25 protein-coding genes and 1 pseudogene are annotated in these 24,359 nt (G+C 68.1%); 8 read left to right on the top strand and 18 right to left on the bottom strand.

Annotated elements, in window-relative coordinates; genetic code table 11:
• Positions 1-2: 2 nt before the first annotated feature.
• Genes JJ685_RS14980 through JJ685_RS14970 form a run of 3 tightly spaced genes read right to left on the bottom strand, consistent with a single transcriptional unit; the run spans position 3 to position 2,814 of the window.
• Positions 3-755, bottom strand: coding sequence for an SDR family oxidoreductase (locus JJ685_RS14980; RefSeq protein ID WP_201675067.1), 753 nt, complete (start codon positions 753-755; stop codon positions 3-5).
• The gene (locus JJ685_RS14975) at positions 752-1,987 is read right to left on the bottom strand and encodes a branched-chain amino acid ABC transporter substrate-binding protein (RefSeq protein ID WP_201675066.1); all 1,236 of its coding nucleotides are present in this window, start codon (positions 1,985-1,987) and stop codon (positions 752-754) included. Before JJ685_RS14975 ends, JJ685_RS14980 begins: the two co-directional genes overlap by 4 nt.
• A gap of 38 nt (positions 1,988-2,025) precedes the next feature.
• Positions 2,026-2,814: an SDR family oxidoreductase gene (locus JJ685_RS14970; RefSeq protein ID WP_201675065.1), complete on the bottom strand. Its 789-nt coding sequence runs from the start codon at positions 2,812-2,814 to the stop codon at positions 2,026-2,028.
• A 193-nt stretch (positions 2,815-3,007) separates the two neighbouring features.
• Between JJ685_RS14970 and JJ685_RS14965 the strand changes: the two genes are divergently transcribed.
• Positions 3,008-4,969 carry a helix-turn-helix domain-containing protein gene (locus JJ685_RS14965; protein ID WP_201675064.1) on the top strand — a complete coding sequence of 654 codons (1,962 nt, stop codon included), beginning with the start codon at positions 3,008-3,010 and terminating at the stop codon, positions 4,967-4,969.
• Positions 4,970-5,042: 73 nt separating this feature from the next.
• Here JJ685_RS14965 and dctA read toward each other — a convergent pair whose 3' ends face one another.
• From dctA to JJ685_RS30290, 6 genes are all read right to left on the bottom strand, one after another.
• The gene (gene dctA, locus JJ685_RS14960) at positions 5,043-6,380 is read right to left on the bottom strand and encodes a C4-dicarboxylate transporter DctA (protein ID WP_201675063.1); all 1,338 of its coding nucleotides are present in this window, start codon (positions 6,378-6,380) and stop codon (positions 5,043-5,045) included.
• A 75-nt stretch (positions 6,381-6,455) separates the two neighbouring features.
• Entirely contained in the window at positions 6,456-7,802 is a 1,347-nt protein-coding gene (locus JJ685_RS14955; protein WP_201675062.1) for a class-II fumarase/aspartase family protein, read from the bottom strand.
• 38 nt (positions 7,803-7,840) lie between these two features.
• Entirely contained in the window at positions 7,841-8,671 is an 831-nt protein-coding gene (locus JJ685_RS14950; RefSeq protein ID WP_201675061.1) for an HpcH/HpaI aldolase/citrate lyase family protein, read from the bottom strand.
• A gap of 11 nt (positions 8,672-8,682) precedes the next feature.
• A complete protein-coding gene (locus JJ685_RS14945) occupies positions 8,683-9,873 on the bottom strand; it encodes a CaiB/BaiF CoA transferase family protein (protein ID WP_201675060.1) in 1,191 nt (396 codons plus the stop codon).
• Positions 9,874-9,888: 15 nt separating this feature from the next.
• Complete coding sequence (locus JJ685_RS14940) at positions 9,889-10,749, bottom strand: FAS1-like dehydratase domain-containing protein (protein ID WP_201675059.1); 861 nt, start codon at positions 10,747-10,749, stop codon at positions 9,889-9,891.
• A gap of 17 nt (positions 10,750-10,766) precedes the next feature.
• The gene (locus JJ685_RS30290) at positions 10,767-12,824 is read right to left on the bottom strand and encodes a 4-oxalomesaconate tautomerase (RefSeq protein WP_201675058.1); all 2,058 of its coding nucleotides are present in this window, start codon (positions 12,822-12,824) and stop codon (positions 10,767-10,769) included.
• A gap of 91 nt (positions 12,825-12,915) precedes the next feature.
• On the opposite strand from JJ685_RS30290, the gene JJ685_RS14930 reads away from it, so the two are divergent.
• The 3 genes from JJ685_RS14930 to JJ685_RS14920 all read left to right on the top strand — a co-directional run bounded on the left by JJ685_RS14930 (position 12,916) and on the right by JJ685_RS14920 (position 15,200).
• Positions 12,916-13,821 carry a LysR family transcriptional regulator gene (locus tag JJ685_RS14930; protein ID WP_201675057.1) on the top strand — a complete coding sequence of 302 codons (906 nt, stop codon included), beginning with the start codon at positions 12,916-12,918 and terminating at the stop codon, positions 13,819-13,821.
• 203 nt (positions 13,822-14,024) lie between these two features.
• Positions 14,025-14,750 carry a hypothetical protein gene (locus JJ685_RS14925; RefSeq protein ID WP_201675056.1) on the top strand — a complete coding sequence of 242 codons (726 nt, stop codon included), beginning with the start codon at positions 14,025-14,027 and terminating at the stop codon, positions 14,748-14,750.
• A gap of 150 nt (positions 14,751-14,900) precedes the next feature.
• Positions 14,901-15,200 (top strand): hypothetical protein, encoded by a 300-nt coding sequence (locus JJ685_RS14920; RefSeq protein WP_201675055.1) that lies wholly within the window; start codon positions 14,901-14,903, stop codon positions 15,198-15,200.
• Positions 15,201-15,413: 213 nt separating this feature from the next.
• On the opposite strand, the gene JJ685_RS14915 is transcribed toward JJ685_RS14920, so the two are convergent.
• The 7 genes and pseudogenes from JJ685_RS14915 to JJ685_RS14885 form a co-directional block, all read right to left on the bottom strand.
• On the bottom strand, positions 15,414-16,364 hold the full coding sequence (locus tag JJ685_RS14915; protein ID WP_201675054.1) for a DUF2950 domain-containing protein: 951 nt from the start codon (positions 16,362-16,364) through the stop codon (positions 15,414-15,416).
• Positions 16,365-16,395: 31 nt separating this feature from the next.
• Positions 16,396-17,604, bottom strand: a complete 1,209-nt coding sequence (locus JJ685_RS14910) for a DUF3300 domain-containing protein (protein ID WP_201675053.1) — start codon at positions 17,602-17,604, stop codon at positions 16,396-16,398.
• Between the two features lie 291 nt (positions 17,605-17,895).
• Positions 17,896-18,075, bottom strand: a pseudogene (locus tag JJ685_RS14905) (catalase-related domain-containing protein); the annotation flags it as partial.
• 246 nt (positions 18,076-18,321) lie between these two features.
• Positions 18,322-18,732, bottom strand: a complete 411-nt coding sequence (locus JJ685_RS14900) for a VOC family protein (protein WP_201675052.1) — start codon at positions 18,730-18,732, stop codon at positions 18,322-18,324.
• Between the two features lie 87 nt (positions 18,733-18,819).
• The gene (locus JJ685_RS14895) at positions 18,820-19,248 is read right to left on the bottom strand and encodes a YciI family protein (protein ID WP_201675051.1); all 429 of its coding nucleotides are present in this window, start codon (positions 19,246-19,248) and stop codon (positions 18,820-18,822) included.
• Positions 19,249-19,363: 115 nt separating this feature from the next.
• Positions 19,364-19,951 carry a YdeI/OmpD-associated family protein gene (locus JJ685_RS14890; protein ID WP_201675050.1) on the bottom strand — a complete coding sequence of 196 codons (588 nt, stop codon included), beginning with the start codon at positions 19,949-19,951 and terminating at the stop codon, positions 19,364-19,366.
• A 48-nt stretch (positions 19,952-19,999) separates the two neighbouring features.
• Positions 20,000-20,518, bottom strand: coding sequence for a hypothetical protein (locus JJ685_RS14885; RefSeq protein WP_201675049.1), 519 nt, complete (start codon positions 20,516-20,518; stop codon positions 20,000-20,002).
• 148 nt (positions 20,519-20,666) lie between these two features.
• Here JJ685_RS14885 and JJ685_RS14880 point away from each other — a divergent pair, with 148 nt between their 5' ends.
• From JJ685_RS14880 to JJ685_RS14870, 3 genes are all read left to right on the top strand, one after another.
• Positions 20,667-20,834, top strand: coding sequence for a hypothetical protein (locus tag JJ685_RS14880; RefSeq protein ID WP_201675048.1), 168 nt, complete (start codon positions 20,667-20,669; stop codon positions 20,832-20,834).
• Positions 20,835-21,068: 234 nt separating this feature from the next.
• Positions 21,069-21,284, top strand: coding sequence for a hypothetical protein (locus JJ685_RS14875; protein ID WP_201675047.1), 216 nt, complete (start codon positions 21,069-21,071; stop codon positions 21,282-21,284).
• A 147-nt stretch (positions 21,285-21,431) separates the two neighbouring features.
• Positions 21,432-21,752, top strand: a complete 321-nt coding sequence (locus JJ685_RS14870; protein ID WP_236599007.1) for a c-type cytochrome — start codon at positions 21,432-21,434, stop codon at positions 21,750-21,752.
• Positions 21,753-21,979: 227 nt separating this feature from the next.
• Here the strand turns inward: JJ685_RS14870 and JJ685_RS14865 are convergent, their stop codons facing one another.
• Positions 21,980-22,270: a hypothetical protein gene (locus JJ685_RS14865; protein ID WP_201675045.1), complete on the bottom strand. Its 291-nt coding sequence runs from the start codon at positions 22,268-22,270 to the stop codon at positions 21,980-21,982.
• Between the two features lie 379 nt (positions 22,271-22,649).
• Here JJ685_RS14865 and JJ685_RS14860 point away from each other — a divergent pair, with 379 nt between their 5' ends.
• Complete coding sequence (locus JJ685_RS14860) at positions 22,650-23,096, top strand: PACE efflux transporter (RefSeq protein WP_201675044.1); 447 nt, start codon at positions 22,650-22,652, stop codon at positions 23,094-23,096.
• A 270-nt stretch (positions 23,097-23,366) separates the two neighbouring features.
• On the opposite strand, the gene JJ685_RS14855 is transcribed toward JJ685_RS14860, so the two are convergent.
• Positions 23,367-24,104 carry a hypothetical protein gene (locus tag JJ685_RS14855; protein WP_201675043.1) on the bottom strand — a complete coding sequence of 246 codons (738 nt, stop codon included), beginning with the start codon at positions 24,102-24,104 and terminating at the stop codon, positions 23,367-23,369.
• Positions 24,105-24,359: the final 255 nt, after the last annotated feature.

Below are 24,359 nucleotides of genomic sequence, written 5' to 3'. Positions count from 1 at the left end.
GGCTACAAATCATTCACGTACATCCGGTTCCACGTCGGGCTGATGATCAACTGGTTGACGCAGACCCCGGCCGGCAACTCGGCGAGGAAGCGGATGGTGTGCCCCAAATCCTCGGGCCGCAGCATGCGGGCGCGCTCCTCCGCGCTCGGCGGGACCGGGCGCGTGTCGAGGATGGGCGTGGACACCTCGGCCGGGCAGAGGCAGCAGGCACGGATGCCGTGGACGCCCTCTTCGATGTTGATGGTCTCGGTCATGGCCGTCACGGCATGCTTGCTGCCGTTGTAGGCCGGGCCGGTCAGCTTGGGGTGATGGACGCCGGCCCAGGACGAGACGTTGACGACCAGGCCGTCGCGCCGCGCGCGCATCGCGGGCAGCACGGCATGCACGGTGTAGAACATGCTGTCCAGGTTGGTCGCCACCACCTGGCGCCAGCCTTCGGGGGACTGGTCGCGCCAGAACCGCTCCGGCGTGTTGGTGCCTGCGCTGTTGACCAGCACGTCGATGCGACCCGCGTGGCGGGCCAGGATGCGCGCCGCCGTGGCGGCGACGGCAGCCGCATCGGTGACGTCGAGCCCCTCCACCTCGGCGCGCCCCCCCTGCGCGGCGATGCCTTCGGCTGCCGCCCCGAGCACGCCGGCCCGGCGGCCCGAGAGCACCACCACCGCGCCCGCCGCGGCCAGCGCCTGCGCCGCCGCCAGCCCGATGCCCGAGCCGGCGCCGGTGATCCACGCAACCTTGCCTTGCAGCGCGCTCATTCCGGGCGCTTCATCTTGCAGCTGGCCTGCACGGGCGTGGCCACCTGTTCGGCCGCGAACACCTTGACCGGCGCGAACCCCACGTCGGAGCCGTCAGCCTTGTAGCGGGCGGCCTTGCTCACCGTGGACACCACGATCGGCAGCAGCACCTGGTGGTCGGCCGCGCGCATCGACATCTCGCCCATCGGCGTCTTCAGCTTCGTGGCCTCGAGGTTGCTCGCGAAGGCGTTGACGTTCAACAGGCCGGCTTCGGGGCGGGTGCGTTTCAGGGCGTCGGCGACCATCGCCAGGCCGAACGCGGTCTGCGGCTCCACGAACACCGGTGGATGCCCGATCTTCGCCTGGTAGTCGCTGACGAAGCGTTCGCCCTCGGCTCCGCCGGCTTCGGCATTGAAGGCGTGGGCGACGAAGTGGCCCACCGCCGTTTCGCCGGCATTGGCGATGTTGCCCGGCTGGTCGAGGAACACGGTGCCGAAGCGCGTCTTCAGGCCGGCGGCCTTGGTGGCCTTCATCAGCAGCAGCAGGTCGTTGCCCCAGTTGCCCGTGAGCACGGTGTCGGCCTTGGCGGCGCCGATCTTGGCCACGTAGGGTGCGAAGTCCTGGATCTTGTTGGTGTCGTGCAACGTTTTTTCGACCACCTGGTAGCCGCCCTGGGGCGCGGCCTCGGCGATGGCCTTCTCCATGTCCTGGCCCCAGGCGTAGTTCTGGTTGATCGCGTACACGCGCGCGCCCAGCGCGTTGGCCTGCTTCATGCCTTCCACCAGCGCCTTGGTGCGGATCTGCGCGTTGGCCGTGAGCCGGAAGTGGTGGAAGTGGCACTTCTCGCCGGTGAGCTCCAGCGCCTCGGCACCCACGTTGATGTACACGACCTCCTTGCCGGGGTTGCGCATGTTGTGCTTGCGCACGTCCTCGGTGATCTGGCCGCCGATCGAGGACGACGACCCCTGCACGATGATCTGCACGCCGTCGGCGATGGCGGCCTTCAGCTTGTCGGCCGCGCCCGCGGGGCCACCCTGGCTGTCGTACTCCACCAACTGCACGGGTTCGCCGTTCCAGCCCCCGCTGGCGTTGAGCCTGGCAATCGCATAGCGCACGCCGTCGCGGAACGCCTGGCCCGAGGACGCCGAAGCGCCGGACAAGGTCTCGAGCACGCCGATCTTCACGGGCGCGGCGTGCACGGCGCCGCAAAGCAGCAGGGCCGCGGGAAGGATGGCGAGGCGCAACGGGGGCATGGTTTGTCTCCTGGCGATAGACGAGGGTTGAGCGGGATTCAGAGGTATTCGAGATTGCAGTCCACGCTGATGACCTGGGCGGTCAGGTTGCGTGCCGCCGGCGAGCACAGGAACAGCGCCAGCGCGGCGACGTCGTCCGCGCTCACCATCCGCCGCAGCGAACTCTTGCGGCGGTATTGCTCGCGCATGGCGTCGACATCGACGCCCAGGGCGGCCGCGCGCGCCGCGGGCACGCTGCTGACGCGATCGCCCTCCACCGCGCCGGGAAGGATGGCGTTGACGCGCACGCCCTGCGGCCCGAGCTCGATGGCGAGCGACTGGGTCAGGCCGACGATCCCCCACTTGCTCGCCGCATAGGGCGTGCGGAACGCGTAGCCGAGCCGGCTCGCCACCGAGCCCATGGCGATCAGGCTGGGATCGGGGCTGGCCAACAGGTGCGGGATGGCGCGGCGCGCGAAGTAGTATTGGCTGTCGAGGTTGACGGCCACGGTGCGGTCCCAATCGGCCGCAGCCATGTCCTCGATCGGGCCAATGGGCCCGGCGATGCCGGCGTTGTTCACCAGCACGTCCAGGCCGCCGAGGTGGCTTCGCACGTCCTCGAACACGGCATCCACGTCGGCCGCGACCGAGGTATCCGCCATGCTGCCGGTGATGCCCGGGGTGGCGCCCGTCAGGCGATCGAGCGCGGAGCGGTCGACGTCGCAGACGTGGACGCGCGCCCCCACCGCGTGGAACGCCCGGGCCACCGATGCGCCGATGCCGCTGCCCCCGGCCGTGACCAGCACGCGCAGTCCGGAGCGGGGGCGCAGCAACTCGTGGAGGGCCATGGGAGGGAGGGGCTCGAAAAGGGGAAATCGGCGAAAGTCACCCGAGTGTCCGGAATCGCCCCGCGCCGCCCTATGTCGCACGCGCACATATCCGCGCGAATCCCGATGTCATCAAGTGACTGCGCAATTCGGGAGCCGGGCGCCCCCACGCCTGCTACCCTTGCCTGTCGGTTGAGGACGGAGTGAAGGGCCCATGGACTCGGACGAGCAGATCGCCAGCGCGCTGATTCGCCTGCTGCATCGCGGTGCGCCGGCGGACGAATTCGCGCAGCATCTCGCCCATGCCGAGGCGCTGGCGGCGAGCCGCCCGGGCAAGGCGGGCCTGGTGGAGACGGTTCGCATGGCCATGGCGGTGCGCAACCGGCTGGACCTGCTGCAACAGCGCGAGCACGGGATGCTGGCGGTGATGGAATCGGCGCAGGACCTCTCCGGGCGGCTGGATCTGGCGAACCTGCTGGCGGCCATCGTTTCGCGCACGCGCAACCTGCTGGGAGCCGACATGGCCTGGCTGTCCACGCTGGACGACGCGCGCGGCTGGTTCCAGTCGCTGGCGTCCGAAGGCGGGCTGACGCAGGCCACCACGGCGATGGGCATCCGCAGCGACAGCGGCGCGGCCAGCGTGGTGATGGCCACCCGCATGCCCTTCACCACCACCGACTACCTGCACGACACGCGCTTTCCGCACGAGCCGCGGTTCGACGACATCTTCCGCGCCGAAGGCATCTCCGCCCTGGTGGGCGTGCCGCTGATGTGGGAAGAGGAGGTGATCGGCCTGCTGTTCGCCGCCGACCGCTACCCGCGCACGCACACCGCGCAGACCCTCTCGATCCTGTCGACCCTGGCCACCCACGCCGCGGTCGCCATCAAGAATGCGCGCGCCTTCGACCAGGCCCGCGCCGCCGTGCAGGCGGCCGAGGCGGCCGGGACGGAGCTGGAGCGGCACGCACGCCAGGTGCAGGAGGCGGCCGACGGCCACGACCAGCTCATGGCCCTGCTCGCCCGGGGCGCGTCGCTGGCGACGCTGTGCGAGTCGGTGGCGCAGCTGATGGGCGGAAGCGTGCTGGTGCTGGACGAGGCGGCGCAGGTGATCGCTCGCGGCACCCCGCCCGGATACGACGGACGCGGCCCCGAGACCTACACGCCGCACGGCGACCACAGCAGCGCCATCGCGGGCGCACTGCGCCGCAGCTGCGAGCTCGGCCGCTCCATGGTCGCTTTCGAAGCGGACGGCGAGTCGTGCCGGGTGAGCGCGGTGATCGGCGGCGGCGACGTGCTCGGGTCCGTGCTGCTGTTTCGCCGCGGCGAGCTGGACGAGATGTCCGTCCGCACCTTCGAGCGCGCCGCCAGCATGGTGAGCGTCGTGCTGCTCTCGCGCGAGCGCATGGAGGCGACGCGCAGCCGCGACCTGTCGACCCTGCTGCGCGGGCTCACCTCGCCGCGCCAGGACGACCTGGGCCTGCTGTGCGAGCGGGCGGCGCCCTTCGGCGTGGACCTGTCGCAGCCCAGTTCGCTGATGCTGGTGGACACCGGCGAAACGCAGGCCGGCCATGCCGCGCGCCGGCTGCGTGCAGCCAACCTGCTGCAGCACGCGATCTTCGACGACCTGGACGGCGTGCTCGTGATTCTTTGTGCAACCACCCGGGCCGGCGACGTGCGCCGCGTCCTCGGAGAGCGGGCCCGGGAGGCGTTCGGTGCCGAATACCGCGGCATCGTTTCGCGCCCGCTCCCGACGCCGGCAGAAATCCCCGGCGTGTACGTGATGCTGCGCCGTGCGCTGCCGGTGCTGCGGCGCATCGGCGTGCAGGGGCAGGTGGTCGGCCAGAACGAGATGGCGCTGTATTCCACCCTGTTCGAGACGCACGACCAGGCCAGCCTGGCCGGCTTCCTGGACGCGACCATCGGCGTGTTGACCGGGTACGACCGCAAGCGCGGCACCGAACTCGCAGCCACCCTGCTGCACTACTTCGACTGCAACCAGAACGCCAAGCTCGCGGCGCAGCGCCTCGGCATCCACGTGAACACGGTCCGGCAACGGCTGGCGACCATCGAGGACCTGATCGGCCACTGGGGGCACGCGACGCGCGCGCTGGAGATCCACGTCGCGCTGCGCTTGTGGAGCCTGGGCACTACCGATGCGGCGGCCAAGTCGGACTAGCCCCCTTGTCGGGAACCAGCGAGCCAAGGCTGCGTAGCAAACGTCGACCCTCGGGAAATCGGGGCAGCCCCCCTTAGTGCCCCACAGGGCCACTCACGACATGTGCGGGGAAGGATTCCGTCGGATCCTCCTCCAAGTCGCGCTCGGTGCCAGCGTAGTTCTCTGCCAACTCGCGCCGAAGTCGGTCGCGGTCGCACGCGTTCTCCCAGATCGACACCACGATGCAGCAGACCACATTGCTGATCGTGCTGGTAAGCGCCCGCGCTTCGGACATGAACCGGTCGATGCCCACGATCAGCGCGACGCCAGCCACGGGGAGCTCGGGCATCACGGTCAAGGTGGCCACCAGTGCAACGAAGCCGCTGCCAGTCACCCCGGCAGCGCCCTTCGAGGTGAGCAGCATCACGCCAAGCATGCTGCCGATCTGAATCCAGGACAGGTGCACGTCGCACGCCTGGGCGATGAACATGGAGGCGAGCGTCAGGTAGATCGCAGTTCCGTCGAGATTGAATGAATATCCCGTGGGCAGGACCAAGCCGACGACGCCCTTCTTGCAGCCGAGGCGCTCCAGCTTGAGCAAAAGCCTTGGCAGCACCGGCTCGCTGGAAGAGGTACCCAGCACCACGAGCAGTTCCTCACGAACATACCGCATCACTTGCCACAAGCTGAATCCGTGCAGCCGTGCCAGCACGCCCAGGAACACGACGACGAAGAAGATGCAGGCGATGTAGAAGGTGCCTATCAGCAGGCCGAGCGAACCGATGGATTTGATGCCGTAGCGTCCGACGGTGAAGGCCATCGCGCCGAAGGCGCCAATCGGTGCGAGCCGCATGATCATGCCGAAGGCTGCAAACAGCATGTGCGAGAAGCCATCGATGCCCTCCAGCACGGGGCGTGCCGAATTGCCGATGCGCGCCAACCCGAAGCCGCAGAGAACCGCGAGCAGCAGCACCGGGAGCACCTCCCCCTCGGCGAACGCGCCGAAGAATGCGTTGGGGATGATATGCAGTGCGAAGTCGACGAAGCCGTGGATGTGCACCTGGCTGGCAAAGCGGCTGGCCACCGAGGCATCGAGTTGCTTCGGATCGATGTGCATCCCCGCCCCAGGCTGCATGAGCAGGACGGCGGCGAGTCCGGTGAGCAGGGCAAGGGCGGTCAGGGCATAGAACAGGCCCATCGCCTTCAGCAGGGTCTTGCCGATCTCCCGGGAGTCTCCCAGCGCGGTGATTCCGGTCACGATCGTGCAGAACACGACCGGCGCGATCATCATCTTGACCAGCTTCACGAACCCGTCCCCGAGCGGCTTCAGCGCGGCGCCGAACTCAGGCCAGTAGTGGCCCACTGCGATACCGAGCGCCAGCCCGATCAGGACCTGGACATACAGAAGCTTGAAAGGCTTTGACAGTTTCACTGGGTTGTCTCCTCAGCTCTCATGGGGAACGCTGCCGGCCATGCCGGCGCGTTCACTTCGGTGCGCGGGAAGCGCTCAGGCCCGCGCCGCGAGGACGCGATCGACCATCACGCCCGCCTGCCCCAGGTTCTTGCCCGGATCGCAGAACGCCTCGAGCTGTGCGCGCGTGACGTGCTTGGAGATTTCCGGGTGGGCCGCCAGGATGTCGATCAGCGGGCGGTCTTCGGTGACGGCCTGGCGGCAGAGGTCGTACACGAGGTCGTGCGCATACTCGCGGCCGATGTAAGGACCCAGGCCCATCATCACGGCCTCCGACATGACGAGGCCGTTCGTGATGTCGATGTTGGCCCGCATGCGCGTCGCGTCGACCTCCAGGCCCTTGAGGATGAACTTCGTCTGCTTGAGTGCGCCGGACAGCAGGCAGAAGATCTCGGGCAGCGCCACCCATTCGATTTCCCAGGGGCCGGTCGAGCGCTCGTGATCGGCGACCATCGCGTCCATCAGCGCAGCGGCATGCTGGCGCGCTACCGAGATGTTGGCGTGGATGTACAGGCAGGAGATGGGGTTGCGCTTCTGCGGCATGGTGGAGGACGAGCCGCGGCCCGGCGCGAAGGGCTCGAACACTTCACCCACCTCGGTCTGCATCATCAGCTTGACGTCCATGGCGATCTTGCCGAGCGATCCCCCGACCAGACCAAGGAAGGCGCCCACCTCGGCGATGGTGTCGCGCACCGTGTGCCAGGAGATCAGGGGTTGCGCCAGGCCGAGTTCCTTCATCAGGGCAGCCTGGGTCTCCATCGCGCCGCGCTCGAGCGACGACAGCGTTCCCGAGGCCCCGCCGAACTCACCCATGAGCACTCTGGGCTTCAGTTGCTGCAGCCGCTCGCGGTGGCGGTCGATGCCGGCCAGGATCGCGGCCATCTTGTAGCCGAAGGTGATCGGTGTGGCCTGCTGAAGGTTGGAGCGCCCGATGACGGGCGTGTCCCGGTACTTCCGCGCAAGCGCCGCCAGCGCCTCGCCGATCTCGTCGAGATCCTGCTCCACGAGCGCCAGGCCTTCGCGCATCTGCAGCACGGCGGCGGTATCGGTGATGTCCTGGGTGGTCGCTCCCCAGTGACAGTACTCCCCCAGGCCGTCGCGGCAGTTGGCGTTGATCTGGTTGACCACCGCGATGATGGGATAGCCGATCTGCTCGGTCTTGGCCTTGAGCTTCGGCCAGTCGATCTGCGAGAGCTCGCAGTTCTTCACGATCTCGGCGGCCGCCTCTTTCGGGATGATGCCGAGGGCGCCTTGCACCTTGGCCAGGGCGCGCTCGATGTCCAGGTACTTGGCGGTGCGGTTCTCGTCGGACCAGACATCGCGCATGCGTGCGTCGCTGAACATGTCGCCGAAGATGCGCGAATCGATGATGGTGGAAGCCATGGGGATGTCTCTTTCTGGTGGGATGTGGAAGAAGTCGATCAGTCGCGCGCCATGCCCAGCGTGCGCCGTGCTTGCTCGACCACGGGGCGGTCGATCATGCGGCCGTCCAGGCGGGCGGCACCGGGCGAGGCGACGTCCGCCTCAAGCACGCGCCGAGCCCAGACCAGCGCCTGTGGGCTCGGCTGCAGCGCGGCGTGGACAGGAGCAACCTGTCCCGGGTGGATGCACAGCTTGGCGCCGAAGCCCTGCCGGCGCGCGAGCGCGAGGTCAGCCAGCAGGCGCTGGGCGTCCTGGAGTTGCGGCGTCACGCCCGCCACCGGCGCCGGCAGCCCGGCGACCCGTGAGGCGATGGCAATGCGGCCGGCTGCATACGCCAGTCCGCTTGCGTCTTCGGAAATGTCGATGTCCAGGTCGAGCGCGAGGTCCAGCGTGCCGAACACCAGGCGTGCGACGCCCAAGGCGGCGGCCACCTCGTCCACCCGAGCCACGCCGCGCGCGCTTTCGACCAGCGCGAGCACCCGCGTTTCCGGGACGGCGGCCACGACTGCGGTGACCTGCCAAGCCTCCTCGGCTTTCGGCAACAGCACCTGTGCGCAGCCGCAAGCTTGCAGCGCGCGAAGATCGTCAGTGAACCAGCCGGACGCAGCGTCGTTGATGCGGACGACGATGCGGGAGCGGTCGGCCGCGGCGGCAGACGAGCACCAGCGGACGATTTCCTCGCGTGCCCGGTCCTTGTCCTCCGGCGCCACCGCGTCTTCGAGGTCCAGCACGACGCAGTCCGCGCCGCTGGCGAGCGCCTTTGCGAAGCGTTCCGGCCGGGTGCCCGGAACGAAGAGGTAGGTGCGCGGGGGCGCGTCGGGATGGGTCACACCTTGCTCCGTCACACTGCCTGCACCGAGCGCAGTGCCTGGATGTCGGAGGCGCCGTAGCCCAATTCCCCCAGGATGGCGTCGGTGTGCTCGCCCAAGGCGGGGACCGGATCCATGCGAGGCCCCACGTCCCAGCTTCCGGGCGGCAGCATCGCGGGCAGCGGCCCCTGCGGCGAGCCGACTTCGGTCCAGCGGCCTCGCGCCTTCAACTGCGGATGCGCCCAGACGTCCCGCATCGTGTTGACCTGGGCGTTCGCGATCTGCGCGGCCTCCAGCCTTTCGAGCACCTGCGCGACGGTCAGCGACGCGAACGCCTCCACGATGATCCCGCGCAGTGCCTCCCGCTCGGCGACCCGCTTGTAGTTGGCGGTGAATCGCGGATCGGTGGCGACGCCTGGCTGCCGCAGGACCTTCTCGCAGAACGCGGCCCACTCGCGCTCGTTCTGCAGGCCCAACATCACCGTGCCGCCATCGCCGGCGGGGAACGGGCCGTAGGGGTAGATGGTCGCGTGGCTGGCGCCTGTGCGCGGCGGCGGCTCGGCCCCGTCGAACGCGTAGTACAGGGGGTAGCTGGTCCACTCGGCGAGGGATTCCAGCATGGAGATGTCGATCCGCTGGCCCTTGCCGGTCTGGCCCCGCTGCAGCAAGGCCGCCAGGATGTTGGTGTAGGCGTACATCCCCGCTGCGATATCCGCGATGGAGGGACCCGCCTTGCACGGCTCGTCAGGCGTGCCCGTGACCGATACGAAGCCCGCCTCGCTCTGGATCAGCAGGTCGTAGGCCTTCTTGTCCCGGTACGGTCCGGGGCTTGCCGGATCGTCACCGTACCCGGAGATGTCACACACGATGAGAGACGGCTTGCGCTTGGCGAGTCGCTCATACCCCAGTCCCAAGCGTGCCGCCGCACCGGGAGCGAGGTTCTGCACGACCACATCCGCCTTCTCGATCACCAGCCGCTCCAGCACCTTCGCCGCCTCGGGATGTTTGACGTCGAGGGTCAGGCTTTCCTTGGATCGGTTGGTCCAGACGAAGTGCGAGGCCAGGCCCCGCACCCGCTGGTCGTACCCGCGGGCGAAGTCGCCCGAACCGGGGCGCTCGATCTTGATGACCCGCGCACCGAGGTCCGCCAACTGGCGGGTAGCGAACGGGGCGGCGATAGCGTGTTCGAGGGTGACGACGGTCAGGCCCTTGAGCGGTTGCATGGTGATCGTTCCTTCTCAGCGCAGGACTGCGGTGGCGTCCATGGTCAGCCAGCCTTCGTGGTCGGAGGCAAAGAGGCGCACGGTCTTGCCGTCCGGCCCGGGCTGCCCGTTGACGTGGAACGGGTTCAGGTCGAACGTCGGCCGCACCGCCTTGAAGCGGAAACTTGCGACGTCGGCCTGCGGCATCTGCCGGCGCACGAGGTCCATCAGGAGCGTGGCGATCAGGGGGCCGTGCACGATCAGTCCGGGGTAGCCCTCGACCTCGGTCACGTACTTGCGGTCGTAGTGAATGCGGTGGCCGTTGAAAGTCAGGGCCGAGTAGCGGAACAGCAGGACATCGTCGGGGACGATCTCCCGTCGCCAGGAAGCACCGGCCTCGGCGCGCTGCGGCGGCGGCTCGACGTCGTCGGGCCGCCTGGCTTCCCGGTAGACGATGTCGTGGAATTCCACGATGGCGGGGTCCGTGGCACCGTTGCAGCGAAGCTCGTGCCGCACCTTGACGAAGACGAGCTTGCCCGTGCGACCTTCCTTCACGGACACATCGGCGATCGTCGACGTCCTCTCCACCGCGTCGCCAACACGCACCGGCGAGCGGAATTCGAACTGGCTGCCGGCCCACATGCGCCGCGGCAGCGGCACCGGCGGCAGGAAGCCCCCGCGCCTGGCGTGCCCGTCGGGCCCGATCTCGCTTTGGCGATGCAGCGGCAGGAAGTACAACCAATGCCACAACGGAGGCAGCGCCGTCCCTTGCTCCACCGGTCGCGCCGGATGGTCCAGCGTTGCATCCAGGGCCTTGACGGGCGTCGCTCCAATGCTGTCGCGGACCGTTTCGGTGCGGCCGATCCAGGCCTGCAGTTCGTCGAGTGAGGTTTGCATGTCCAGGCTTCCTTGCTTCAGTCGGCGGTCAGCTTGGCGCGCTGCACCACGCTCTTCCACTTGGCGAGCTCGCTCTTCACGAGCGCGCCAAACTCCTCGGGAGTGCTCGCCTGGACGTCGGCACCGTGTTCGGCCAGGCGCTTCACCACCTCCTTGTCGGCCAGCACCTGGTTCAAGGCCTTGTTCAGTTGGTCCACGATGGGCTTGGGCGTCTTGGCCGGCACGAAGAATCCGTACCACTGCCGCACGTCCACGCCATCGACGCCGGCTTCCTTCAGCGTCGGGACGTCGGGCAGGAGCGCGGAGCGCTGCGGTCCCGCCACGGCCAGGGCACGCAGCTTGCCGGCCTTCACATGCGGCAAGGCGGTATACAGGCTCGGGAACATGAACTGCGTCTGGCCGCCGATGGTGTCCGTGATGGCGGGCGCGGATCCCTTGTAGGGGGCACCCAGCATCACGACGCCCGCGTTCAGCTTGAACAGTTCCGCCGCGAAGTGGGGCGCCGTTCCGTTGCCCGCCGACGCGTAGGTGTACCGGTCAGGCTTGGCCTTCAGCTGTGCGACCAGGTCCTTGACGTCCTTGATCTGCACCGAAGTGTTGGCCACCATCAGCGTGGGCGAGTAGCCGACGAGCCCCACCGGCGCGAAGTCGGCGACCGGGTCGTAGCGCAGCTTCTGCAGCGCCGGATTCATTGCGTGCGTGGCGATGTAGCCGAACATGAGCGTGTGGCCATCGGGCGCCGCACGCGCCGCGAACTCGCTCGCGATCGCCCCATTCGCGCCGGCACGGTTGTCGACGATCACGGTCTGGCCCAGCAGCGGTCCGAGCTTCTGCCCGATCACTCGCGCCATCGCGTCGTTGCCGCCGCCGGGCGCGGTGGGGACCACGATGGTGATCGGCTTGTCGGGGTAGGCCAGGACCATCGGCGCTGCCGTGGCCAGCGCGGCGGCCAATGCCGGTGCGATCAGTCGTTTCATGGGTTTGTCTCCTTCAGGATCTTTCGAGAACACGTAGGGCGGGAGGTGCAGGTCGCCCTGCAGGATCTTTCGCGCGGTGCGCACGAGTGCTGCGCGCTGCACACGGGCTTCGTCGCCGGCACCTTCGATGGCCACTTCGACCTCGATGCGCCCCTGCGGATGCAGCACGGCGATGGAGCGGACGCCGGTGCGGCGCGCGTCGCTGCTGATGACGGTGCCGGGCAGCGCATAGGCCGTGGCGACGCCGATGGCGCCGGTGACTGCATGGGAGGCGTGGCAGCGGCGCGGCGTGAAGTAGCGGGAGGTGACGCTGTCCGCATCGTCGCCCTCGCTGGCGATCACCGGCTTCGGAACGACGCTGCCGGACACGTCGCCGAGGCCCATGGCCTGGCCGGCCGCGCAGCGGATCGCCTCGATGCGCGCCAGCAGCGCCGTGTCGGCATCGAGTTCGGCGGGCATTTCGCGACCGCTCAGCCCGAGGTCGCGGGCGCGGATGATCACCAGGGGCATCGCGGCGTCGATGCAGCTCACCTCGATGCCGTCGATGGTGTCGATGCGGCGTCCGGTGGGGAACAGTGAACCCGTGACGGATCCCCACGCGTCGAGGAAGTTCAGCCGGATCGGTGCCGCCGTGCCCGCCACCCCGTCGATTCCCGTGTCGCCTTCGTAGCGCACGCGTCGGCCCGGGGTCTGCACCGTGACGTCGATCCGCGAGCGGGTGTTCACGTTGAACACGCGCACGGTCGTCTCCCCGTCCCGGGCCGGCACGAGCCCCTGCTCGATCGCGAACGGTGCGACGCCCGAGAGCATGTTGCCGCAGTTCGGCCGCGTGTCGACCGACTTCTGGCCCACGCCGACCTGGGCAAACAGGTAGTCGACGTCGCACCCCGGATGCGAAGACCGGGAGACGATGGCCACCTTGCTGGTCAGCGTGCTGCCGCCGCCGACACCGTCGACCTGCAGCAGGTCCGAGGCACCGATCGCGCCGATGAGGGCCTCGTCGCGGGCCGTGTCGTCGGCCGGCAGCCAGTCGCGCAGGAAAAACGGGCCTCTCGACGTGCCGGCACGCATGAGGACGCAGGGGATCGTTCGTTGCATGGCTGAATGATCCGTTCCTGCATTGCCAAAGTGAATTGCATCTTTAAGATCAACTGATGCTCTGTGCACATCACTGAATGGAGGAGCCGCCGTGGCCATGAACTTCGACCTGAACGACCTGGTGGCCTTCCGGACCGTCGCGGAGCTCAGCAATTTCCGCAAGGCGGCCGAGGCGGTGCACCTGTCGCAGCCGGCCTTCAGCCGCCGGATCGACAAGCTGGAGCAGGCGCTGGGAGTGCGGCTGCTGGAGCGCAACACGCGGCGCGTCACGCTCACCGCCGTCGGACGCGACTTCGAGCGCAAGGTGCGTGAACTGCTGGACGACCTGGACGCGACGCTGGTGGGCATCCGGGGTGGCACGGCGACGCGCATGGGCGAGGTCACGGTGGCCTGCGTGCCTTCCACCGTGTACTACTACCTGTCGCACGTGATCCGCCTTTACCACGAGCAGTCCCCGCGCGTGCGGGTGAAGGTGCTGGACGCGGGCGCCAACGAAGTGCTGGCGGCGGTCGCCCGCAGCGAGGCGGATTTCGGGCTGAACTTCATCGGCGCCCAGGAGGGCGAGCTCGAGTTCAAGGCCCTGGTGGAGGAGCGTTTCGTCGCCGCCTGCCGGCGCGACCACCCACTGGCCAGGCAGCGCCGCGTGAGCTGGGCGCAGCTGAGCGACTACGACTACGTGTCGGTGGGCCGGTCCTCAGGCAACCGGGTCGTGCTGGACCAGGCACTGGCAGGCGTCGCGAAGCGACCGCAGGCCATCTACGAAGCCGAGCACGTCACCACCGCGCTGGGCCTCGTCGAGGCGGGGCTTGGGGTTGCTGCCGTACCCGCCATGGCGATGCCCGGCAAGGATCATCCGATCCTCGTCAGCATTCCTCTCGTCGATCCCGTGGTGCATCGCAAGGTGGGCCTGATCCGGCGCCGCGGACGCACGCTGTCGCCGGCGGCGCAGCAGCTCTATGACCTCTTCGAGCAAATGAAAGGGCGGCGCCGAGGCTAAGGTCTGCAGCAGGGTGGCGACGGTCCGCGAACCCCCTGGCTGCTGGCACGGGCAAGCTCAAGGGCTATCCTCGCACGGCAGAGCCGACTTCGTCCTCTTCAACTAGCGTGCTCTTCCTACGTGACGTGGCTCACCCATTCAGGGCGCGTTCATCCAGACACGCCTAGCCTAGTCTCCATCGCAAACCTGAAGGAGACAGTTCCATGAAACGCAGTATTCAAGCCAAGCTCGCCGCTGCAGCGTTGCTGCTGGCGCCGCTCGCCGTGGGCCTCGTGGCCCAACCTGCGGCCGCGCAGCAGTCCCAGTACCGGGTGGCGGCAAGCCGCCAAGGCACGATCAATCACATGACGATCGACTCCGATGCCGGCCTGCGCCCGGGGTCCACCCTACGCATCCTGGTGCGGGCCACGCCGGGAGCGCGGTGGGCGAACCTCGCGCTCGCCGACAACGTGCGGGTCCCGCTTCGCGAGCGTGCGCCGGGCGAGTACGTGGCCTCGTACGTAATCCGTCGCAGCGACCGCATCGACCCGACGCGGCAGATGATGCTGCGCGCTGGCTGGGGTGAGGAACCTGTCGTGGTTTCCTACGACTACCCGGCCGCATTCCAGGCTCGGGCCATGGGCAACGCCCCGGCGACCGTGAATGCCGAAGTCAGCAACTTCGCCATGTGGCCGCGCGTCGACGGCCTGGAGCCTGGACGCGTGGTGCGCTTCCGCGTGGAAGGCACGCCGAATGCGCGTGCAGCCGTGCGCGTGCCGGGCGTGCTCGATGGGCTGCAGCTGCGCGAGGAACGCCCGGGCACGTACGTGGGCAGCTACACGATCCGTCGGCAGGATGACATCGATGCCTTCGCCGATGCCAGGGCGGTGCTTCGCACGGGCGACCAGCGCGTGATGGCACGCCTGGACGAGCGCGGCTCGACCCGCTGATGCGAGGAGGCAGGACGGGGCGTCCCGCACCTGCCTGCTCGAAGCAGTAGCCCCGCGCGCCAGCTGCGTCCTACGTGGCAAGCCTTTGTGCGCGCGCGTTCCTCGTGCGTCGTCCGTGCTATGCATGAGGCATTTCCTGGGAGATCCACGATGAACAAGTCCGCCATCCTGCTGCCCATGCTGGCCCTCTCGTGCGCCGCCAGCATGGCCGCCGCGACGACCGCCGCCACCACCACCACGACCACGCACAAGAGCCGCCTCGTGTACACCGGTCCGACGGTCGTGACGATCCACACGCATCCGAAGAAGCGGCACGCGCATCGCACCCCTGCCGCCCAGCCGGTGCACCATGCGACGGCACCGAACACGCGGCAGGTTGGCGGTCCTCCGGCGCCGGGCACGACTGTGACCACGACCACCACCGTGCATAAGCGCACCAGCGGTTACTAGCCGTCGCTGCCCGGAAGACCTGGCCGTCCGTTCCATTGCGGCGTAGCGGTGTGCAGCATTCAGCGTCATCGCCTCACGTGGGGGCGTGCGTCGCCTTCGGATCCATCCAGGACGTGGCCCCCAGGTGGCCGTCGGGGTCGAAAGGGCAAACTGGCCGCAGAGAAGCCTTTTGGCCAGGAATGAGCGACGCAGACTTGCGCGCTCATTCCCCCGTCACAGGGGTTTCCAGCCTGCGACGGGATCGAACCGGGTCATCTTCGAAGCCACCGCGCTCGTCGAAGGACCGAGGTCCTTCTGGTAGGCGACACCGTCGTGGTTGACGATGAAGGTCATCACGCCCGAATTCGCGTACGCCGCCGGATAGGCCACCAGCGCGAAGCCGCCGATCATCTTCCCGTGCACGACGTAATCGTAGGCTCCGTCCTTGGCGGCCGGGCCCTGCGCCTTGAGGATGCGATAGATGTAGCCGTGGTACGGAACCGGCTTTCCTTCCGGGCCCGAGCCGAGCCGGTATCCCTCCGCCTGCGCGCTCGCGAACAGGGTGCCGAGGGGGCTCGGCGGTTCGCCCGCGTTGACCGGGTAGTAGAGGCCGTCACGCTTGCCCTTGGTGCTTCCCACCTTCTGCGCGTAGGCGAGCAGCTTGCCCTGGTCGGGATTGCGCAGGTAGTACTCCTGCTGCGCATCCACGTAAGCCTGCAACACCTGCATCACCGACAGCTCGTTGCGCCCGATGCGCCGCGTGAGGACTTCCTCCCGGCCCTCGCGCGCGTTGAATCGCCAGCCGCCCTGCGACTTCACCAGCGGGAATGGAAACGGCCAGTCGTCCTTCCCGACGGCCAGCGTCGCCTTCGCGTCGCCCTGCATCTCGATCCGGTGCGATTCCTCGTAGGCCTGCGCGAAGCGATCCTCGGCGGCACGGTCTGCGACGGCGTCGCCGGAGAAGACGAGGGTCGCCGCGTTCGCGCCGAGGATCGCGAGCATCGCCGCCGAGTCGTGTGACTTCGTGGCGGCGGCCAACTCCCCCGCGGCCTGCTGCGGCGTGTCGAAGACCTTCTGCGCGGCGGACGCGGCCACGGCCGCCGGCGCGGCCAGCAGCGCGGCCACAGCCAGCAGCGCGGCCAGTGGCGCCCGGATCCTCATTGCCGCCAGACGAATGCAATGCATGGCTCGCTCCATGGATTGGTTCCCCGATTCCTCAGCGGCGCCCGCCACCGCGTCCACCGCCGCCGCCGCCGAATCCGCCACCGCTGAACCCGCCACCGCGTCCCGCGCCGGCGCTGCTGCGACTCGCGGCACCGCGATTGCTGAAGTCGCGCGTCTGCGCGCCGCTGCCAACGCCGCTGAAACCGCTGCCGCGGTCGCTCATCCCGCTGCGGTCGCCGCCAATGCCGGAAGCGCGGTCGCCGACTCCGGTGCGGCTGCCGGCGCCGCCTGCCGAGCCTCGCCCGGCGTCGCGCTGCCCCTGATCGCGCCCGCGGAACTGCTCGCGGGAGGCGATGCCGGCGCGCTGGCCGCCGCCGAACTTGTCGCGGCTCGCCTGGTCCCGATAGCCGACGCCCTTGCGGTGTTCCGGGCTGTGTTGCCAGTTGCCGCGCCCGCTGCCGTCGCCGACGTTGGTGCGATTGAAATTGTTGTAGCTGTGGTGGTCGACGTACACGCCGCCGCCGCCCCAATTGCAGCCGCCCCACAAGGCGCCGCCGATGATGATGCCGGCCGTGAAGCCCACGAAGGCCGCCCCGGGCGCCCAGCCGTAAGGGTAGTAGTAGGGCGGGTAGTAATAGTAGGGCGGGTACGCGGGATACGGCCACGCGCCGTACACCACGTGCGGGTCGTAGGTCGGGACATAGACGGTCTGCGGGTCGGCGGGTTCGATCCGGATCACGGTGGTGCCACCCTCCTCCACCCGGGTGACCGTCTGCTCCTTGCCGGATTTCAGGTTACCCGCCTGCTCGGCCCGGGCGCGCAGGCGCTGCACCGCGTCGAGCACGTCCTTCTGCTGAGCGAGGAAGGCATCGCCCAGCTTCTGCGTCAGGTCGAGTCTTTCGTCCAGCATCGCGAGCACCTGCGGAAACACCGTCAGCGATTTCACGCTCGGGTCCCAGGTCTGCTTCTGCAGGGCGTCCTCGAGAGCCTTGCCCTTGAGGTCCGGGTTCGCCTTCAACCAGCGCGCAGCCGCCACCACCTCCAGCGGATAGGTGCAGGCCATGAGGACCTGCGCCACCATCGAGTCGGGGTAGAGCGCGATCGGCGCGACCAGTTGCTCGATCTCCTCGCGCCCGAAGGCCGCGGCGGCCGGCGCCTGCAAGGAGGCGGGAGGCACGGCCGGCGCCTGCGCCCAGGACGGGGGTGCCACCAGCAGGGCGGCGATGCAGCTAGCGACGACCAGCCTGGATTCGCGGGTCATACCGGTACTCCGAAAGGACGGGGGCATTGCGGCCTTGGGCGCGACAGTGCCTGCCGAGGCCAGTGCGACGCTCGCGAGCATGAGGCCCCTCGGGGTGGCCCGCGGTGACCGCCAGATGCTCGGGATCCATCGGACCTCCTCGACACGGGATTGAACAAGGGCTTCACCTGCGATTTTTTTGCGCAAGTCGCCCCACGTCTGTGGGACCAACGTCCCATGAAACCGGCGACGCTGCCCGCGGAGCCCCAGGGACGATCCGCAAACACGTGCCGGAGGTTGTCCGCGGGGCGGTCACTTCACCCCCAACTTGCGCGCCACTTCGGCGCCGCAGTGCGGATCGGCCTTCGCGAAGTGCACGATCTGCCGTTCCTGAATTTCGCGCGGCACGCCGCGCATTGCGTTGGCGATGTTGCAGGTCAGGCGGCCCTTCTCGTCGGACGGCAGCAGGCGATAGAGATTGCCGGCCTGGGTGTAATCGCCGTCGTGGCCGCGCGGGTCGTGACGGCCTGCAACGCCCTAGATCAAGCTCCTCGCCGTAACCAGCCGCTAAACGCCGCGAGGAACAGCCAGACCGCACCCTGGGTTCATTGCCGATGCACGAAGGTCAACGTGGCAAGAGCTGATTGACTTTGGCGGTTCCTGGCCGGAAGCAGCGCCAATGGAGTCGAGCTCCCACACCTTGCGGCCTGCCGCCTCGCGAGCTGGCGGGCGATGACCTCACCTCCCGGTGCATGCCCCCGCCGGATCCATCCAGAACGCGGCCCACAGGTGGCCATCGGGGTCGGCGAGGTCCCGCGAGTACATGAAGCCGAAATCCTCGGCCGGATTCGCGTCGGCCTGTCCGCCGTTCGCAGCGGCGGCGCGGTTCATTGCATCCACGGCCTCGCGGCTGTCCATCGCCAGTGAAAGCATCAGTCCGCTCGTTCCGGCTGGCGGGAACGGCCGCTGCGTGAACGTGCGCCACTTCGCGTGCGTGATCAGCATCACTCGAACCGACTCGCTCCACGCCATGCACGCGACTGTCGCGTCGGTGAATTGCGCGTTCTGCTCGAAGCCCAAGGCCTTGTAGAAGGCGGTCGAGGCCGGGAGGTCGGCGACGGGAAGGCTGACGAAGATCGTCTTGCTCATGGGGTGCTCATCCAGCTTGTCTGGCAATGGGGACTCCGCGGGCCAGAAGCCACCCTTCCCGCGCGCGGACGCTACCGAAGCCGCCGATCAGCCGGCGCGCGACTGGACTTCCTTGCGCAGCCGCTCTTCCTGCTCGCGCAGCTCGGGCGTCAGAGCGTCTCCGAAATCCTCGGCCGAGAAGATCTGCCGGATCTCGATCTCGGAATCGGTGCGCATCGGGTTCGGGCATTTCTTCACCCACTCGATCGCCTCCTGCAGCGAAGCGCACTTCCAGATCCAGAAGCCGGCGACCAGTTCCTTCGTCTCGGCGAACGGCCCATCGATCACGCGCCGGTCCTTGCCCGAGAACGCGACCCGGGCGCCTCGTGAGCTCGGGTGCAGGCCCTCGCCGGCCTCCATCACGCCGGCCCGGACCAGCTCTTCATTGAACGCGCCCATCGCGGCGAACTCCTCCTGCGTGGGCATCACGCCCGCCTCGCTGTCCTTCGTCGCTTTCACCATCACCATGAATCGCATGTCGGTCTCCTTGGGATTTCGCCCACACCAGCATGACGAGCGACGCGGCGCCGGTTCGACAACCGTTCGTCGGCCCTGGCACGCAGCGCTTCGCTCAACGGTAGCAATCCTCCGATCACGGATGGATCTTCTCGCCGCGCGCGAGCATCGCCACGAGCGCCTCGATGCGGCTGGCGCGCGTTTCCGGCTTCCTTGCCGTCTGCACTCGCCATAGCACGGCGTAGCGGTTCGCCGCGTCCAGCGTCGAGAGGAACGCCCGTGCCCTGGGGTGCGCATCGAGGGCCGCTTGCAAGTCGGCCGGGACGGCCGCCGTTCGCGCGCTGTCGTACGCCGCATCCCACCGCCCGTCCGCCTTCGCGCGGTCGACCTCTGCCTGGCCGCTTGCCTGCATGCGACCCGCGGCGATGAGGGCCTCGGCCCGCGCGCGATTCACCTTGGACCACAGGCTGCGCGGCCGCCGCGGGGTCAAGCGCTGAAGCCAGTAGTTCGCATCCCTTGCCCTCTTCTGGCCGTCGATCCACCCGTAGCAAAGCGCAATTTCCACCGCCTCGGCATAGCTGATCGTGGCAGCGGGCGCCCCTGGCTTCGCGATCTCCAACCACACGCCCTCCGAGGCGCCATGGTGCTTGCGCAGCCAGGTTTCGAATGCCCGTGCGGAGCGGCACCTGAGCGTGACGGCATCGGGCGGAGGCACGGAGGGCATGGCGTGGCTTCGTGGAGTCGCACATTCCTGGATCGGCCTCCGGCGCCTTCACACCCATCGCCGCACGACTCCCTTCGCCACCGCCTGTGCGTCAGCAAGCAGGTGGAAGGCGGTGCCCGCCTCGAGGTGGCCACGCGCGCTTTCCGGCAGAAGCAGCTCCAGCATCGATGTGGCTTCGCCCTCCTGCAGCCAGGCGCGCAGGGGCGTTTCGAAGCGCACACTGAACCCGCGCCGGCCCACCAGGAGTGTTCCGAGCTGGTCGTTCTCCAGCGTCGCGGCGAAGTCGGGCGGCAGGGGAACTCGTTCGAGGTCCACCTCCAGGTGCGGCGAAAAGGCGAGGCCCGCTGCGAACCGGAGCGGCGGTGGCGCGGCGCGCGGAAGCTTGCCCTTGAGATAGCCGACGAAGTTGCCGACGGCCGGGAGCCACAGGACGAGCATCAGCGTCCCGAGGTCGCGAAGGACCGAAGGGGACGGTGCGAGCTCGCGGATCACGCCACCCGCAACGGCGAGCACGAGCAGCACGCCCATGGCGATGCGCCGGCGTGCGGGAGTTGCGGTGAGAGCCATGGTCCATTGTGCGCGCACTGTGCTGCCGCGCGGCCCCGCCTTCCCAGCCGGTTCCTACCGGCCCTTGGCGGCATCGCTCACAAGCCGGTGCCGTGGCCCGCGCTACCGTGGCCCCGAGCCGGAATCGTCCGGCGAACAAGGAAGCACCATGCCCCAGTCGACCAAGGCCACCCAGGGTGGCAAGACCCACGCGAAGAAGAAGACGAGTTCGGGCGGTACCGTCTCGGACAAGGCAGCCGCGAAGAAATCGGCGCGTTCCGGCGCGTCGCCGACGGGGCCCCTCAAGCACGGCGAGCGGAAGACGACCCCGCGTTGATAGGCCCCGATCAACCCGATGTCGACGTTCAGGCAGAGCATGCCTGAGCTTTCTCATCTCGGGTCGGCGGCAGCGCAACAGATCAAGGATCGACAGGCTTCACCCGCTGCCGCCGCTTTCCGGCGACACCGCAGCCCGGCGGCGGATCACGCGACCGATCCGGGCTGACCTACAGAGTCGTCCAGTCGGGAGAGCCGACACTGGCTCAATCGACGGTTCCGCCGGGAGACTACGATGACCACCGAATCCATCGGCCATGTTGGCCACCTCCGCTCGCAGCTCACGACGGTCAGCAGGAATGCCGAACGGGCGTTCGAGCGCGCTTTCGACCTCCAGCAGGCCGGCGCCCCAGCGGAACGGGTGGACGCTGCGCTGGCGGAGATCAGCCGACTGCAGGAGTGCGCTCGCCGCTTGCGCGAGCAGTTGGGCGAGCAACCCGTCTTGCATTGAAGAAGGCCGATCGGCCTCCCACGATCACCGCGTCCGGCCCGGCGCCTCGTACCTGACCTCGGTACTCGACAAGCCGCGCGTTCACGTTTCATTCAGGTTCCGGTGGCTAGAGTACCGCGCATGACCAACCGGAAGACCTTTATGCGGATGACGTCGATTGCAACCATGGCCCTGGCCGGCGCGTTCCTTGCGCTGCCCGCCGCTGCCCAGGACGCCGAGGCGGCCCAGAAATTCCTGAAGGCGGAAAACTGCACCAAGTGCCACTCCGTCGACAAGACGAAGAAGGGCCCCGCCTACCAGAAGGTGGCCGGCAAGTACAAGGGCAAGTCCGACGCCGAAGCCAAGCTCGAAACGTTCCTCACGACCAGCCCCAAGGTGAAGCTGGACGACGGCAGCGAGGAAGAGCACAAGGTGGTCAAGGACAAGGGCGCCATGCACAACTTCATCAAGTGGGTCCTGGCGCTGTGATGGCCCGCCGTGAAGTTGCCGCGTGAAGTAAAGCCCCACCAATACGCCAGGCGGTCCGTCGAGGTGTTTGCCAGGCTGGCATGACCACGGATTCAAGCCCCTCCCTGCGTTTGCAGGGAGGGGCTTCGTCTTTGGGCTATGGGAGTGCTTCCTCGACCAGGGTCGGCAGGCCAGGCGGCGTTCTGCAGCAGGACGGCCGGGGATGCCCGCTGTCGGCGGGCGTTACCTCAGGTCGCGGCCGCAGCAGCAGCCAAGGCGAAAGGTGCGACGGGGGCCGCGGCGGCGTTCGCAGCATTTGGCGCCGGCGCATTCGGCAGGCCCTGGATGGCGCAGAACAGCGCCAGCGGCCAACCCGGCATGATGGCGATCGCCCAGGCGTTCGCGAAAATCGGGGCCTTGAAGAAGGTGATGGCGACGTACAGGGCGAGGGGCAGCACGGCCAGGAGGGCAGCGACGGCCAGGAACAACTTGTTCGGGGTCTCGGGGACGGGGGCGTACAGCGGAGGGTGGTTCGTCATGGTGACTGTTATAGGGTTTGCCCTGATGCGTCCGATTGCGATGGCGCATTCGCGCGGCCTTTTCGTGCCCGGCGAGCCGGCGGCTTGACGCATCTCAATTGAAAACCCAGCCTCGATGGCTTGACCGTTCTGGATGACGGCCGCGGCGGGAGGACCGAGACCCGTCTCGATAGCAGCCCCTCAACAGCGGCGACAGTCGCCTTCGGTAAGCCGTGCACTTGTCAACCGACCGCAGACAAGCGTTGCGGCGCAACCACCCATGCCATCCGGGGCCTCCCAACCGTCACTCGGCACAAGCACTTCGAAAACCGTAATCTCCCTGCATCGAAAACAGCCTGCCGCTGCGTCGCGGGACCGCCCGCTTCTGTTCACGCCCACGATGTCACCCATCACCCGCCGAGTCCTTCAAGCCGTCCTGTACGAAGCCATCGCTATTGCCGGCGTGGGGCCTGCCCTGAGCCTTGCCTTCGACGAGCCGCCAACATCCACATTCGGGCTGGCCGTCGTGCTGTCCACCATCGCGCTCACTTGGAACTACGCCTTCAACTGGTTCTTCGAGCGCTGGGAATCGGGGCAATCCGTGCGCGGGCGCTCGTTCGCAAGGCGGCTGGCACACGGAGCCGGTTTCGAGGGCGGCCTCGCGGTCATCCTCATCCCCGTCATGTCGCTCTGGCTGGGCATCTCGCCGGCGGCAGCGTTCGTGGCCAACCTGGTGCTGCTGGTGTTCTTCTTCGTCTACGCCATCGCGTTCACATGGGCGTTTGATCGGGTCTTCGGGCTGCCCGCATCGGCAGTGCAGAAGGATGCGAAGGCAGTTGGTGTGTAGGCGCGTCCGGCCCGGGGAGACATGGAAAAGGCGCTGGGCTACATCGAGCCGCACTCCCCGGCCGCGCCGGCCTTCCGTGCTCAAGGCGCACGGGAGTTGCAGAAGATGCTGGCCGACCTCGCTTACGTGGGCGAATGCGCGTACGAATTCAGCGCGTTCGCCAAATGCACCGCGGTGCGACGACTCTCGCCGGAAAGTCATCTTGCTCTGGACCTGTCCTGGTTTGGGCCGCCGAAGACGTGGACTGCCGTTTCATGCGGCCGCGCAACTTCATTTTTGCAGGAAGTAGATCCGCACGTCCTGGACGGGCTGACTGGGGTCCGTGTTCTGGAACAGATCCAGCAGGAAGTACTGGGTCGTGCTGCCGACGGCTGCCTTGTAGATCGCCCAGCGTTCACGCCGCGCGCCCGATTGCAGCGAGCCATCGTCAGTGACGAACGACGCCGTTGCACCAAAATTGTTCGTCACAGCACCGCGTTTCTCGCTCGCGATGGAAGCATCGGCACTGAACGCCCATGTGTTTGTGTTTCGGCTCACACCTGTCGCCCCGCAGCTGATGCCGGTGAGCGTCTGGCCGGCGAGCTCGCCGAGCGGCGCGGTCTGTACGTCCGATTGACGGAAGAGCGCGACGTTGAACGTGTCCGAAGTGGTGTTCTGGCACAGGAGGAAGCCCTTCCCGCCGGCCAGCAAGTTGCAGTTCGCCACGTCGGGATCGCTCGGCCGCGACGACAAGCTGCAGCCGGATGTCCCGCCGGTCTGCATCTGGTAACGCGTGTCGTCCTCCGTAAACGTGCCGGTGGCGTCAACCTCGATGGTCGCCGTACCGATCCCGCCTTTGCCGTTGGCGAGGAAACTGGTGATCGGCGGCACGGGCGCCGGGGCCGGCGTGGGCGCACGCGCCGGGGCCTGCGTGTCGCCCCCTCCGCCGCCTCCGCCGCCACAGGCGGACAAGGCCAGGATCGTGGAGATCAGCGCGGCGGCGCGCACGCGGGAACGGGAGTGGAACATTACGTGACTGAAGTGGACGACAGCGATCCATTCTAGGGACGAGCTCGGACCGCGCTCCCCGGGCGAACGCTTCCTCTCCATGTTGGATGCGGCAGGGATCAAGTAGATTCAGTTGGTCCTGATGCTTCCGCCTACCAGGCCGCTACACAATCCAAGCACTCGCGGCTCTTTTCGAAGGCGGTGCGGTCCGCATACTCACTGCAAGTGAATCCTTGTATCGCGGGTGCTGGCAAGCAACGAAGAATTCTCCGGCGG

Origin of the sequence: Ramlibacter monticola (assembly GCF_016722785.1) — a bacterium.
GTDB lineage: Bacteria > Pseudomonadota > Gammaproteobacteria > Burkholderiales > Burkholderiaceae_C > Ramlibacter > Ramlibacter monticola.
Note: the sequence above shows the minus strand (reverse complement) of the source record. Positions and strands in the feature narration are given on the sequence as shown.

Coding starts and splice junctions, on each gene's coding strand:
- JJ685_RS14965 (WP_201675064.1), top strand. CDS start 3,008: ATGGACTCGGACGAGCAGATCGCCAGCGCGCTGATTCGCCTGCTGCAT.
- JJ685_RS14945 (WP_201675060.1), bottom strand. CDS start 9,873: ATGCAACCGCTCAAGGGCCTGACCGTCGTCACCCTCGAACACGCTATC.
- JJ685_RS14920 (WP_201675055.1), top strand. CDS start 14,901: ATGAACAAGTCCGCCATCCTGCTGCCCATGCTGGCCCTCTCGTGCGCC.
- JJ685_RS14970 (WP_201675065.1), bottom strand. CDS start 2,814: ATGGCCCTCCACGAGTTGCTGCGCCCCCGCTCCGGACTGCGCGTGCTG.
- JJ685_RS14900 (WP_201675052.1), bottom strand. CDS start 18,732: ATGAGCAAGACGATCTTCGTCAGCCTTCCCGTCGCCGACCTCCCGGCC.
- JJ685_RS14980 (WP_201675067.1), bottom strand. CDS start 755: ATGAGCGCGCTGCAAGGCAAGGTTGCGTGGATCACCGGCGCCGGCTCG.
- JJ685_RS14875 (WP_201675047.1), top strand. CDS start 21,069: ATGACCACCGAATCCATCGGCCATGTTGGCCACCTCCGCTCGCAGCTC.
- JJ685_RS14860 (WP_201675044.1), top strand. CDS start 22,650: ATGTCACCCATCACCCGCCGAGTCCTTCAAGCCGTCCTGTACGAAGCC.
- JJ685_RS14975 (WP_201675066.1), bottom strand. CDS start 1,987: ATGCCCCCGTTGCGCCTCGCCATCCTTCCCGCGGCCCTGCTGCTTTGC.
- JJ685_RS14880 (WP_201675048.1), top strand. CDS start 20,667: ATGCCCCAGTCGACCAAGGCCACCCAGGGTGGCAAGACCCACGCGAAG.
- JJ685_RS14910 (WP_201675053.1), bottom strand. CDS start 17,604: ATGACCCGCGAATCCAGGCTGGTCGTCGCTAGCTGCATCGCCGCCCTG.
- JJ685_RS14890 (WP_201675050.1), bottom strand. CDS start 19,951: ATGCCCTCCGTGCCTCCGCCCGATGCCGTCACGCTCAGGTGCCGCTCC.
- JJ685_RS14865 (WP_201675045.1), bottom strand. CDS start 22,270: ATGACGAACCACCCTCCGCTGTACGCCCCCGTCCCCGAGACCCCGAAC.
- JJ685_RS14940 (WP_201675059.1), bottom strand. CDS start 10,749: ATGCAAACCTCACTCGACGAACTGCAGGCCTGGATCGGCCGCACCGAA.
- JJ685_RS14885 (WP_201675049.1), bottom strand. CDS start 20,518: ATGGCTCTCACCGCAACTCCCGCACGCCGGCGCATCGCCATGGGCGTG.
- JJ685_RS14925 (WP_201675056.1), top strand. CDS start 14,025: ATGAAACGCAGTATTCAAGCCAAGCTCGCCGCTGCAGCGTTGCTGCTG.
- JJ685_RS14870 (WP_236599007.1), top strand. CDS start 21,432: ATGACGTCGATTGCAACCATGGCCCTGGCCGGCGCGTTCCTTGCGCTG.
- JJ685_RS14855 (WP_201675043.1), bottom strand. CDS start 24,104: ATGTTCCACTCCCGTTCCCGCGTGCGCGCCGCCGCGCTGATCTCCACG.
- JJ685_RS14915 (WP_201675054.1), bottom strand. CDS start 16,364: ATGCATTGCATTCGTCTGGCGGCAATGAGGATCCGGGCGCCACTGGCC.
- JJ685_RS14955 (WP_201675062.1), bottom strand. CDS start 7,802: ATGGCTTCCACCATCATCGATTCGCGCATCTTCGGCGACATGTTCAGC.
- JJ685_RS14895 (WP_201675051.1), bottom strand. CDS start 19,248: ATGCGATTCATGGTGATGGTGAAAGCGACGAAGGACAGCGAGGCGGGC.
- JJ685_RS30290 (WP_201675058.1), bottom strand. CDS start 12,824: ATGCAACGAACGATCCCCTGCGTCCTCATGCGTGCCGGCACGTCGAGA.